An 11,919-nucleotide genomic window follows, 5' to 3' on the forward strand; every position below is an offset into this window, starting at 1 on the left:
GTTTTGAAGCCCACCATGACCATCGAAAACTCCGCCCCCGCAGATCAACTGACCCATTTCGACGGCTCCGGCCAGGCGCACATGGTCGATGTCGGCTCCAAGACCGAGACGCACCGCATTGCGCTGGCCAGCGGCAGCATCCGCATGAAGCCGGAAACGCTGGCCATCATCACCGGCGGCACGGCAAAAAAGGGCGACGTGCTGGGCATCGCGCGCATCGCGGCGATCATGGCGTCCAAGCGCACCAGCGACCTGGTGCCGCTGTGCCACCCGCTGGCGCTGACCCGGGTGACGGTCGATTTCGAGACCGACGAAGCCAATTCCAGCGTGCACTGCAAGGCCCAGGTCGAAACCTACGGCAAGACCGGGGTGGAGATGGAGGCGCTGACGGCGGTGCAGGTCGGCCTGCTGACGGTGTACGACATGTGCAAGGCCGTTGATCGCGGCATGGTCATGACCGATATCCGCGTGATGGAAAAACATGGCGGCAAGTCGGGCGATTGGAGCGCGACGAGCTAAACGGCCGTAGAGATCATCGATAGCATTCACCCAACATTTTGTAGGCCACCATGCTATTCCTGTTTGCCCCCGTCATCGCGCTTCTGCTCTATATCGTTATCCCAATAAAGAAAAAGTACCGCTATTTTTGGGCGCTTGCGGTCACCATTTTCTTCCTTCTCTTTTTACTACCCTCGCTGCGCCAGGACCATCTCCTTGCCAAGCATGGCGTGCAACAAACTGGTGTGCTGACGAACAAAGATTGCAGTATAAACAACAAGCCGCATATCGAATACCGTTTTGTTGTCGATCAAAAGGAAATATCTGGAGCCGGCCGTCCCGGGAAAGGCAATCAAGGTTGCGACAGGCTCAAAATTGGCGACCAGGTTTTCGTCACCTATTTACCGGACGATGTAACGACCAATGTTGCAGAGCGAGACATGGAGGACCATGTTTTCGGCCCGACATTCGGTTTTGTTGGGCTTTATCTTTTCCTGCTGTGGGGTGGAAATGAACAAGAAAAATTCAGGAAAGAGAAAGCAACTCGTCCCAAGAGCTAACTAGCTGGCAGAGAAGCATGGCAGGAATCTCAGCAACTTATGGTTGGAATGCTTTCGCCTGTGCGCAGGTTGAGCCCAATCCAGCACTGGTATCCACGCCCGGGGCCCTTCAAGGTATAGGTGCATAGGATTCCCCTCTTGCGTCGCTCCCTGTCGCCCTTGTCTTGGCTGCATGTATCGCGAGAATCAGGACCAATCGAGTCGAATAGATCCTTGGCCGCTTGGCCTTCAAACGCCACCGTCATGTTCCGCTCGGCAGCGGTTGGCGCCTCCCGCTCCGCCAGTTCACCGGAATAGATCGTGTAGGTCGCGCGAAACGCCTTCCATTCGCCGGACCACTCTGTCGCATAAGCCAGGGAAAGGGTCATGCCGCCGCTGAGGGCCAGCCAGATTAGTTTTCTCATAGTCATGGGGCTACTAGTTGGACGTGAAAATGGTCGTCATGCTTGATGCGCTTCCTCACCACGGGTAAATTCGGGCCGTTGAAATAGATCAGAATGACCGGGGAATAGATGCAGAATAGTTCGATCAGACGCTGCGTGGCGTCGTGATCGTACTCTGCATCCCACCATCTGCAAGGCTCGTGCTTGCCGTCTTTGCGGATAGGCCGTATGTCCACTTCCAAACCGCTTCTATGCGAGGCGTGGTCTTGGTGCTTCGGGCCGCCAGCAAGGCTGATGTCTCCGACGCCAAACTTCCGGTCATCGATTAGCTGCCATTCCCTTTCGACCCACAGGATGGAGGTAAGCATCGTGGCGTTTGCATACTGGTAGGCGCCTCTGCTTGGTTTGCCGTCAAGCCTGCCGTACACGTAGTAGCCGGCGTCTTGGGGCGCTTGAGGAACCATAAAGTAATGCCGAGAGTCCTGCGGTTCTTGTTCTTGTTCTTGGGCCATGGCGGACCTCAGACAACTTTGTTGGCCGCTAAGTCCCAGCCGCCCGACGTATTGCCGCCGGCACCACCGCCGATTTTCTGCTGCGTGTACTTGTGCTTGATCTTGGAGAACTTCAACGCAAAGCTGTCATGCAGGATATCGCCTTCGTGCACCATCTGATTGATGTTGCCAATCAGCACGTTTTCCAGTTCGACTTCGTAGTATCTGACACGCTCCCCCTGTCCATCAGCGCGCATGAACTCCAACTTCGCCTTGGCGATGGTTTTACCAGCGGAGCAGAGTTGCATCAAAATCGGTGAGGAAAGATCGGCTATCTTGGTGAGCGCGATGCTGCGGTGCTCACAGCGTTCGGCCGTGTGGCCGCCAGCGGTAGACGACGTGGCGCTCTTGGGTTGTTCGACGCCAAAGTGGGCGGAGCTAATTTCTATCCAACCTGTATGCGCGGAATCCGCCGACTCGCCCTTTACACCATCAATTTGCAGATACACGTCGATTGCCATGATTGCTCTCCGTTGTATGAACGATGGAGCAAGTATTAGTGACTACCGTATCGAGGACTTTGCGCCTTCTCAGGCGCCGCCAAATAATCAGTCCTGGGTAGATAAGGATCACAGCACGGTGATCTATAATTTATCGTCCAACAGTTCGCTCGGAAGGTTGCCCGGTCCCCCACTCCGAAATGCAACGGTTTTCAGCGTTGGGCCGCCGCTGGCAGGCTAGTCTGCGACCAATCAGCAACCTCTTGTATTGTCTGATTGTTACCTTTGATTGGTGGGTATATAATAAATGTCACTGAAGTAATCTTTTGACGTAGGCCTCACCGTACCCGCCTCGCGCATACGAGAAAGAATTTGAATGAGCAGCAACCCTCCTCCGAGCGAAGCCAAGACTCAGGAATACGAATTCGAGCAAATGAATCTGCAGGTGGGCGGCAGGATTCAGTTCATCACCCACCGCACGATCAAGCCGATCCAGCACTTCTCCACGCTGATCGGCTGGGCCAAGGACGAGTACATGATCGTCAAGGTTCCGTTCGAGAATGGCGCACCGATCGCCCTCAACGACGGCGACAAGCTGACCATCCGCGTCTTTTCCGGCGTCAACGTGTGCTCCTTCTCCTGCGTGGTGCAACGGGTGTTTCCGCGTCCGCTGTTCTATGTCCACCTGTCGTTCCCGCAGTCCATCCAGGGCACCAGCCTGCGCGCGGCGATGCGGGTCAAGGTCGATATCCCGGCCCAGGTGTCTTCACCCGCCGGCACCAATTCCGTGTTCCTGGTGAACCTGAGCGTCTCCGGCGCGCTGATCGAATCGTCCAAGAAGCTGTCGGACGACGAAGCCCAGGTCGGCCTGTCGTTCTACCTGATCGCCCAGCCCGGCAACCGCCAGGTGCGCATCAATCCGAATGCCACCATCCGCAACATCAACGTGGTCAAGCCGGCCGCCGGCGACAAGCCCGAGGTGTTCACCTACGGCGTGCAGTTCATCGACCTGGACCCGGTCCACTACACGATGCTGCAAAACTTGACCTACGAGGCGCTGATCGCCGATCGCCAGAAGATCGTCTGATCCGCTCTGTGCAGGAACGAAAAAAAACCGGCCGAGGCCGGTTTTCTTCGTTCAGCACCTGAACATTAAGGCACTACGTTGTTCTTGGTCAGTGCTGCCGACGCTGCGGTGTTGGTGACGGTGGTGGTCACGTTCCAGCTGACGTTAGCCGCACCGGGGGCGATGGTCGGGGTGAAGGTGGCGGTCAAGCCGTCGATGTTTTTGCCGACGCCGGTGGCGAAGGTTTCAACGATCACGCCGTCGGTGACGGTGGCGCCGGAAACTTCCTTGGTCGGGGTGAAGGTCGGTACGCCTTTGGCGCCGGCGTTGCAACCGGTCAGGTCCCCTCCACCTTCCTGGGCACACAGCGACACCGCAGTCTTGATCGAATCGATCGCGCCCTGGGCATTGGCCATCTTGGCTTTCACGGTGTAGTCGCTGTACGCTGGAATCGCGACTGCGGCCAGAATACCGATGATGGCAACGACGATCATCAGTTCGATCAGGGTGAAGCCGGCCTGGGCTTGTTTCTTCATCATTTTCATGGATTTCATTTTCGACTCCTGGGGTGTGTTGAACATCAAAATTTGGTAGGACACTTAGCTATGAGCAATTGGTGTGCCAGCCTGTTTTTCGGGTCAAAAACCACAAAATATGCCAAAAACTGTCGCTTTGAGTCGCCCGGACTGCCGTTTTTTGTCAGTCGCGGGCCGCAATTTGTCAGCCAGGGTCGCCGTTGACAATTATTGTCAGGCGATGCGGAAGGCCATCTGGGTTCCGCTGAGGTCGATCACGTCGCCGTGATTCAAACGCTGGGCCTGCTTGCCCAGGGCGATGCCGTTCACCAGCGGCGGCTGCGCGCCTTCCTGGTGGGTGATGGTGTAGGCGTCGGGCTGGCGATGGATCACCACCACCTGCACGCCGGCGCGGCCGAGCGTGGTCTGCGGCTTGGTCAGTGCCATCTGCTTGCCGGCATTGTTGCCATTTAATACTTCGATTTGCGCCAGCACCGGCTCCGCCGCCATCATGGGCCGCACGCCGTCGGCGACGAACTCGACCTGGAACTTGGCCATTTTGATCACATCCTGGTGTTGCAGGAAGTGCTTGCCGATGCGGTGGCCATTGACGAAGGTGCCGTTGGTGCTGTGCAGGTCTTCCAGGAAGGAGTCGTCCAGGATGGTGACGATGACGGCGTGGTCGCCGCTAACGGCCGGATGCGCCAGCACGATGTCGTTGCGCGGGTGACGGCCGATGGTCATCCGCTCTTTGCTCAGTTGTACTTGCTGTTCTACCTGTCCATCCCGCGAGATGAGGATCTTCGCCAATCTGTTCTCCGATAAAAAAGGGGAGCCGAAGCTCCCCCATTATTCCACACTAAAGCAAGCTGTTATTACAGCATTGCTTTCAGCAGACGCGCCATTTCGGACGGGTTCTTGGTGACGGTGATGCCGCAAGCTTCCATGATTTCCAGTTTGGCTTGTGCGGTGTCAGCGCCGCCGGAGATCAGCGCGCCGGCGTGGCCCATGCGCTTGCCCGGAGGAGCGGTCACACCGGCGATGAAGCCGACGACCGGTTTTTTCATGTTGTCTTTGATCCAGTAAGCCGCGTTGGCTTCGTCTGGACCACCGATTTCGCCGATCATGATGACCGCGTCGGTATCAGGATCGTCGTTGAACATCTTCATGACGTCGATGTGCTTCAGACCGTTGATCGGGTCGCCGCCGATGCCGACTGCCGACGATTGGCCCAGGCCCAGTGCGGTCAGCTGACCGACTGCTTCATAGGTCAGGGTGCCCGAACGCGAAACCACGCCGATGCGGCCCTTGCGGTGGATGTGACCTGGCATGATGCCGATCTTGATTTCGTCAGGGGTGATCAGGCCTGGGCAGTTAGGGCCCAGCAGCAGGGTCTTCGAACCTGCTTTAGCCATGCGGTCCTTCAGGGCCATCATGTCGCGGACAGGAATGCCTTCGGTGATGCAAATGGCCAGGTCCAGTTCAGCTTCGACAGCTTCCCAGATCGCAGCGGCAGCGCCTGCTGGCGGTACGTAGATCACGGAAACGTTGGCGCCGGTTTCTTTTTTCGCTTCTGCAACGTTAGCGAAAATAGGAATGCCTTCGAAATCTTCGCCGGCTTTCTTCGGGTTCACGCCTGCCACGAAAGCATTTTTGCCGTTCGCGTAGTCGCGGCAACCGCGGGTGTGGAATTGACCGGTTTTGCCGGTAATACCTTGGGTAACGACTTTGGTATCTTTATTGATCAGAATGGACATGTTGATTCCTTAATTAAGCTTGACCGGCAGCGGCGGCGACTACGCTCTTCGCTGCATCTTCCATGGTGTCGGCTGCGATGATAGGCAGACCGGAATCGGCCAGCATCTTCTTGCCCAGGTCTTCGTTGGTGCCCTTCATGCGGACCACCAGCGGCACGTTCAGCGACACGGCCTTGACTGCGGTGATCACGCCTTCGGCGATCACGTCGCAACGCATGATGCCGCCGAAGATGTTGACCAGGATGGCTTTCAGGCCTGGGTTTTTCAACATGATCTTGAAGGCTTCGGTCACTTTCTCAGCCGTGGCGCCACCGCCTACGTCCAGGAAGTTGGCTGGCTCGCCGCCGAACAGCTTGATGGTGTCCATGGTGGCCATGGCCAGGCCGGCGCCGTTCACCAGGCAGCCGATGTTGCCGTCCAGGGAGATGTAGGCCAGGTCGAATTTCGATGCTTCGACTTCAGCTGGATCTTCTTCGTCCAGATCGCGGTAAGCGACGATTTCTGGTTGACGGAACAGCGAGTTGGCGTCGAAGTTGAACTTGGCGTCCAGAGCGATGACCTTGCCCGAACCGGTCAGGATCAGCGGGTTGATTTCGGCCAGCGACGAGTCGGTTTCCCAGTAGGCTTTGTACAGGCCTTGCAGGTTGGTGACGGCGTCGGCGATCGAAGCTTCCGGCACACCGATCTTGGCGGCGATGCCAGCGGCTTCAGCGTCGGTCAGGCCGATCGATGGGTCGATGGCGATCGAGTGCAGCAGTTCTGGGTGGGACTCGGCAACTTCTTCGATGTCCATGCCGCCTTCGGAGGAAGCCATCAGCACAACGCGCTGCGATACGCGGTCGGTGACCAGCGATACGTACAGTTCTTTCTTGATGTCCGCGCCTTCTTCGATCAGCAGGCGGCGTACTTTCTGGCCTTCAGGGCCGGTCTGGTGCGTGACCAGCTGCATGCCCAGGATCTGCTCGGAGAATTCTTTGACTTGTTCCAGCGATTTTGCGACTTTGACGCCGCCGCCTTTACCACGGCCACCGGCGTGGATTTGTGCTTTTACAACCCAGACCGGGCCGCCCAAGGTTTCAGCAGCTTTGACTGCTTCTTCAACGGACATGCACGGAATACCGCGCGGAACCGTCACTCCGTATTTTCGGAGGATTTCTTTGCCTTGATACTCATGGATTTTCATGCTGGCTTCCCTTCTGATGCTGATGTGTAAAAATCGGTTGATACTGCGAAATGTGTGAATCTAGTAAGCAGAGATTGCTACGCGCCACCTGGTGCTGCTTTGGCCACCCAGCGCGGGTAAAACTGCGCCACTGCTCCGCCGTCGGTGCGCAGGGCATGGCATTTGTCGAGTTGAAACGGCTTCTGGCGCGGCACGCCGTCGTTTTCGGTCGCCGCGTCGTTGGTCGACCAGACATCGTTGGCGAACGCCTGCACCGCGGCCGTGGGCAGGATCTGCGCCAGTTCGGTCAAATGGGTGCAGCCGGCGATGCCGGACAGGCGTTGCTTGAGCTCCTGGCGGAAACCCTTCATCAGGTTCAGGCCGACGAGCTGTTTTTTATAATCGGGGGCGATGGTGTCGCAGTGGCCGGGATACGGAACGGCATCGGATGCGGCTTCGGCATCGACAATGTTCAGTTGCAGATCAACGGTCAAACGCAGGTGCAGGTCATGCAGAGGGGTGCCGGCGGCACGTGGGCCGGAGGCCAGCACGGTGTCGATCACTTTGATGTCGGTGATATGGGCGTCGAGATCCCACAGCCCGTCATCGCGTGCGTACGCTTGGACGGCAATTGCGCGCGTGTGCCGGAGCGCACGTCGGTTAACTGGGGTTGACAGGGACATAAGACCGATGCCGCTCTCGCGACAGAAATTTAGTAAGCAGCCATGTGCTGATCGCACGTGTCCGCAGCTTCTACGGACAACTACCGCACCTGCGGCGCTGCAAAAACCCCAAAAGTGTAGCACATCAAGACCTCCAGTTGCGTCAGAACATATCTTTTGGAAGGAAAAATGGCCGTTTTGAGATCGTTTTTACAAGAAATTCACCAGTCTTATTTCAGTCATGGAAACATTGCATGGTGCGGCGCGGCAGCGGCTCAATCGTCTTCCGGCGCGCCTTTCAGGGCGGTTTGCACGGCGCGCTGGGAGAATCCCCGTTGCAGCAGGAAGCGCATCTGTTTGTTGCGCTCCTGCGGATCGGCGGCCACGATGCCGAACTTGCGGTTCCAGACCTCGACGCAGCGTTCGGTCTCGCCTGCGGCCAGGCCGGCCTTCAGTTCCTGCAGTTCCTCGCCCTTGATGCCGTGGCTTTGCAGCTCGGCGACGATGCGGCTGTTGCCGAAGCGGGCCGAACGCCGGTGAATCAGCGCCTCGGAGAAACGCTCCTGCGACAGCCAGTTGTTCTTTTCCAGCAGGTCGAGCAGGGCTTCGACGTCGTCGCCCTCCTCCGCGTAGCGCGCCAGCTTGCGGGCCAGTTCCATGCGGCTGTGTTCGCGCATCGACAGATAGCGCAGGGCGCGGCCCTTCAGGCTAAGTTGCGGTGCTGCCATAGAAAAAACCTCTGCACAATGAGAAAACCACCGGCTGAATGAACAGCGCGGTGGTTCGGGATCAAGCGGACGCTGATTACGCGGCGTCGGCCTTGTCGCCTTTGTCCGCTTTATCGGCCTTGTCGGCCTTGTCGACCGATTTCAGCTTGACCACGGTGTCGCCCTTGTCGGCGGCCAGCGGCGGCAGTACGCGCACGCCCAGCGATTCGCGGACCTTGTTTTCGATTTCCCACGCCAGCTCCGGACGCTCTTGCAGGAAGATGCGGGCGTTGTCCTTGCCCTGGCCGACGCGCTCGCCGTTGTAGCTGTACCAGGAACCGGACTTCTCGACGATCTTCGCTTCCACGCCCAGGTCCAGGATCTCGCCTTCACGCGAGGTGCCGGCGCCGTACAGGATGTCGAAGTGCGCTTCCTTGAACGGCGGCGCGATCTTGTTCTTGACGACCTTGACCTTGGTTTCGTTGCCGATCACCTCGTCGCCCGATTTGATCGAGCCGGTGCGGCGGATGTCCAGGCGCACGGAGGCGTAGAACTTCAGCGCGTTGCCGCCGGTGGTGGTCTCCGGGCTGCCGAACATGACGCCGATCTTCATGCGGATCTGGTTGATGAAGATGACCAGGGTGTTGGTGCGGTTGATCGAACCGGTCAGCTTGCGCAGCGCCTGGGACATCAGGCGGGCTTGCAGGCCCGGCAGCGAATCGCCCATGTCGCCTTCGATCTCGGCGCGTGGCGTCAGCGCGGCGACCGAGTCGATGACCACCAGGTCGACCGAACCGGAGCGCACCAGCGCGTCGCAGATTTCCAGCGCTTGTTCGCCGGTGTCCGGCTGCGAGATCAGCAGCTCGTGCAGGTTGACGCCCAGTTTCTGTGCGTAGCCGACGTCCAGCGCGTGTTCGGCGTCGATGAAGGCGCAGGTGCCGCCCAGCTTTTGCATTTCAGCAATAGTTTGCAGGGTCAGCGTGGTTTTGCCCGACGATTCAGGGCCGTAGATTTCCACCACGCGGCCGCGCGGCAAGCCGCCGACGCCCAGGGCGATATCGAGGCCGAGCGAACCGGTCGACACGACCTGCACGTCCTCGATCGGCGTGTTGGCGTCCATGCGCATTACGGAGCCTTTGCCGAATTGCTTCTCGATTTGGGCCAGCGCGGCGGCCAGCGCCTTGGCTTTTTCTGATGCAGGTACAACAGCTTTTTTATCGTCCATAATGTTCTTTCAACCAGTAGGTGGGTGCAAATTCGTCGGTACAGGCAGCACTGTATAAAAAAACAGTGCTTAATGCAAGCACGATTTTTAAACAATTTTGAGATTGCACAAAAACTCGCCACCTTGCGCAAAATGAAACACAATAGAATCTTCTGCAGCCGGAGTGTTGGAGTGTCTACATAATGCGAATTTTACTTGCCGAGGACGACAGCGTGCTGGCCGACGGCCTGACCCGCTCGCTGCGCCAGTCCGGCTACGCCATCGATTGCGTCAGCAACGGCCAGGAAGCCGACACCGCCCTGTCCACCCAGGAATTCGACCTGCTGATCCTCGACCTGGGCCTGCCCAAGCTGTCCGGGCTGGAGGTGCTGCGCCGCCTGCGCGCGCGCGCCTCGCTGCTGCCGGTGCTGATCTTGACGGCGGCCGACTCGATCGAGCAGCGCGTCAACGGCCTCGACCTCGGCGCCGACGACTACATGGCCAAGCCCTTCGCGCTGTCCGAGCTGGAGGCGCGGGTGCGGGCGCTGACCCGGCGCGGCGCCGGCGGCGGCGCCACCGTGGTCAGGCACGGGCCGCTGAGCTACGACCAGGTCGGCCGCAGCGCCTACATCAACGAGCAGATGCTGGACCTGTCGGCGCGCGAACTGGGCCTGCTGGAAATCCTGCTGGCGCGCAGCGGCCGGCTGGTGTCCAAGGAACAGCTGGTCGACCACCTGTGCGAATGGGGCGAGGAAGTGAGCAACAACGCCATCGAGGTCTATGTGCACCGGCTGCGCAAGAAGATCGAGATCGGCGGCATCCGCATCGCCACCGTGCGCGGCCTCGGCTACTGTCTCGAAAAATATACGGACGCGCCCAAGTGACACCGCCGGCCGCACCGCCAGCGCAGCCGGATCTGGCCAAGGATCTGGAATACCAGCCGCCGGCGCCCGAGGCGGACGAAGGCATCCAGCACTCGCTGTTCGGCGAGATCCTGGACTGGATGCTGGCGCCGTTGCTGCTGCTGTGGCCGATGAGCATCGCGATCACCTACCTGGTGGCCAAGTCCATCGCCAACCAGCCGTTCGACCATGCGCTGGAAGACAGCGTCACCGTGCTGGCGCAGCAGGTGCGCGCGGTGGACGGCAAGGTCATCAAGGGACTGTCCGGCCCGGCCCGCGACATCCTGCGCGCCGACGATGTCGACAACGTCTACTTCCAGATCCAGGGCCCGCGCGGCGAACTCGTCGACGGCGACCGCGACCTGCCGCCGCCGGTCATCGACGAGGACGACAAGCCGCGCGGCAGCGTGCGCTTCCGCAACGACACCATGCACGGCACGCCGGTGCGCGTGGCCTACGCCTACGTGCGGCTGGAGCACAACAGCGGCGACGAGCAGCTGGCGCTGGTGCAGGTGGCCGAGACGCTGGAAAAGCGCGGCCAGCTGGCCAACGCCATCATCAAGGGCGTGATCCTGCCGCAGTTCATCATCCTGCCCATCGTGCTGGCCCTGGTGTGGTTTGCGCTGTCGCGCGGGCTGTCGCCGCTGGCGCAGTTGCAGGAGCGGATACGCGCGCGCAGCTCGGACGACCTGAGCCCGATCGCCTCCAACCAGGTGCCGGAGGAAATCTCGCCGCTGGTCAATTCACTCAACGACATGCTGGCGCGGCTGTCGCTGTCGATCGAGATGCAGAAGCGCTTCATCGCCGACGCCGCGCACCAGATGCGCACGCCGCTGGCGGGCATGCGCATGCAGTCCGAGCTGGCGCTGCGCCAAACCGACAGCGGCGAAATCCACCGCTCGCTGGAGCAGCTGGCCAAGAGCTCGGAGGCGGCCACCCGCCTGGTCAATCAATTGCTGGCCCTGGCCCGCGCCGAGAACCAGCCGCAGGCCGGCACCGCCATGCTGCCGCTGGAACTGTCGGAGCTGGCGCGCGGCGTGGTGCAGGACTGGGTGCCGGCCTCGTTCGCGCAGAGCATCGACCTGGGCTACGAGGCGCCGGTCCAGCCGGTGCACATCGTCGGCAATCCGACCATGCTGCGCGAGCTGCTGTCCAACCTGATCGACAACGCGCTGCGCTACACGCCGGCCGGCGGCAGCGTCACGGTGCGGGTGCGGCGCGACGAGGAACACGGCTACCTGGAAGTCGAGGACACCGGGCCGGGCATCGCCCAGGCCGAACGCGCGCGGGTGTTCGAGCGCTTCTACCGCATCCTCGGCAACAAGGCCGAGGGCAGCGGCCTGGGCCTGGCCATCGTGCGCGAGATCGCCCAGCAGCACGGCGCCGAAGTCGACATCTACAACAACCCGCGCGCGCAGCAGTCCAAGTTGCCGGGCGCGCTGTTCCGGCTGACCTTGCCGCTGCCGCCGCGTCCGCCGCAACAGGAAGGCGAGCCGCCGTACTATGGATAAC

15 protein-coding genes are annotated in these 11,919 nt (G+C 60.0%); 5 read left to right on the forward strand and 10 right to left on the reverse strand.

The genetic code is table 11. The annotated features are described in order from the left end of the window. Positions 1-15: 15 nt before the first annotated feature. Together moaC and AC07OK_RS04380 are read left to right on the forward strand one after the other, a co-directional pair. Positions 16-519 (forward strand): cyclic pyranopterin monophosphate synthase MoaC, encoded by a 504-nt coding sequence (gene moaC / locus AC07OK_RS04375; protein ID WP_494689131.1) that lies wholly within the window; start codon positions 16-18, stop codon positions 517-519. Positions 520-569: 50 nt separating this feature from the next. Continuing rightward, entirely contained in the window at positions 570-1,058 is a 489-nt protein-coding gene (locus AC07OK_RS04380; RefSeq protein WP_494689132.1) for a hypothetical protein, read from the forward strand. A 29-nt stretch (positions 1,059-1,087) separates the two neighbouring features. On the opposite strand, the gene AC07OK_RS04385 is transcribed toward AC07OK_RS04380, so the two are convergent. Genes AC07OK_RS04385 through AC07OK_RS04395 form a run of 3 tightly spaced genes read right to left on the reverse strand, consistent with a single transcriptional unit; the run spans position 1,088 to position 2,453 of the window. After that, positions 1,088-1,468, reverse strand: coding sequence for a hypothetical protein (locus AC07OK_RS04385; RefSeq protein WP_494689133.1), 381 nt, complete (start codon positions 1,466-1,468; stop codon positions 1,088-1,090). Further along, complete coding sequence (locus AC07OK_RS04390) at positions 1,465-1,953, reverse strand: penicillin-insensitive murein endopeptidase (RefSeq protein ID WP_494689134.1); 489 nt, start codon at positions 1,951-1,953, stop codon at positions 1,465-1,467. Before AC07OK_RS04390 ends, AC07OK_RS04385 begins: the two co-directional genes overlap by 4 nt. 8 nt (positions 1,954-1,961) lie before the next feature. Further along, complete coding sequence (locus tag AC07OK_RS04395; RefSeq protein ID WP_494689135.1) at positions 1,962-2,453, reverse strand: Hcp family type VI secretion system effector; 492 nt, start codon at positions 2,451-2,453, stop codon at positions 1,962-1,964. 355 nt (positions 2,454-2,808) lie between these two features. On the opposite strand from AC07OK_RS04395, the gene AC07OK_RS04400 reads away from it, so the two are divergent. Further along, positions 2,809-3,519, forward strand: a complete 711-nt coding sequence (locus tag AC07OK_RS04400; RefSeq protein ID WP_494689136.1) for a flagellar brake protein — start codon at positions 2,809-2,811, stop codon at positions 3,517-3,519. Between the two features lie 65 nt (positions 3,520-3,584). Here AC07OK_RS04400 and AC07OK_RS04405 read toward each other — a convergent pair whose 3' ends face one another. The 7 genes from AC07OK_RS04405 to recA form a co-directional block, all read right to left on the reverse strand. Next, positions 3,585-4,052: a pilin gene (locus tag AC07OK_RS04405; protein WP_494689137.1), complete on the reverse strand. Its 468-nt coding sequence runs from the start codon at positions 4,050-4,052 to the stop codon at positions 3,585-3,587. A gap of 195 nt (positions 4,053-4,247) precedes the next feature. Continuing rightward, complete coding sequence (locus AC07OK_RS04410) at positions 4,248-4,823, reverse strand: FHA domain-containing protein (RefSeq protein ID WP_494689138.1); 576 nt, start codon at positions 4,821-4,823, stop codon at positions 4,248-4,250. Between the two features lie 65 nt (positions 4,824-4,888). Continuing rightward, a complete protein-coding gene (sucD, locus tag AC07OK_RS04415; protein WP_116992124.1) occupies positions 4,889-5,770 on the reverse strand; it encodes a succinate--CoA ligase subunit alpha in 882 nt (293 codons plus the stop codon). 13 nt (positions 5,771-5,783) lie between these two features. Then, positions 5,784-6,953: an ADP-forming succinate--CoA ligase subunit beta gene (gene sucC / locus AC07OK_RS04420; protein ID WP_445231717.1), complete on the reverse strand. Its 1,170-nt coding sequence runs from the start codon at positions 6,951-6,953 to the stop codon at positions 5,784-5,786. 77 nt (positions 6,954-7,030) lie between these two features. Continuing rightward, on the reverse strand, positions 7,031-7,615 hold the full coding sequence (locus tag AC07OK_RS04425; RefSeq protein ID WP_494689139.1) for a DUF2889 domain-containing protein: 585 nt from the start codon (positions 7,613-7,615) through the stop codon (positions 7,031-7,033). Positions 7,616-7,869: 254 nt separating this feature from the next. After that, positions 7,870-8,322: a recombination regulator RecX gene (gene recX, locus AC07OK_RS04430; protein ID WP_494689140.1), complete on the reverse strand. Its 453-nt coding sequence runs from the start codon at positions 8,320-8,322 to the stop codon at positions 7,870-7,872. 76 nt (positions 8,323-8,398) lie between these two features. Continuing rightward, a complete protein-coding gene (gene recA / locus AC07OK_RS04435) occupies positions 8,399-9,526 on the reverse strand; it encodes a recombinase RecA (protein ID WP_217944996.1) in 1,128 nt (375 codons plus the stop codon). A 182-nt stretch (positions 9,527-9,708) separates the two neighbouring features. Between recA and AC07OK_RS04440 the strand changes: the two genes are divergently transcribed. Further along, a complete protein-coding gene (locus tag AC07OK_RS04440; protein WP_217944995.1) occupies positions 9,709-10,389 on the forward strand; it encodes a response regulator in 681 nt (226 codons plus the stop codon). Beyond that, on the forward strand, positions 10,386-11,918 hold the full coding sequence (locus tag AC07OK_RS04445; protein WP_494689141.1) for a sensor histidine kinase: 1,533 nt from the start codon (positions 10,386-10,388) through the stop codon (positions 11,916-11,918). Before AC07OK_RS04440 ends, AC07OK_RS04445 begins: the two co-directional genes overlap by 4 nt. Position 11,919: the final 1 nt, after the last annotated feature.

It is taken from the genome of Duganella sp. GW821-FHT07G03 (genome assembly GCF_059418605.1).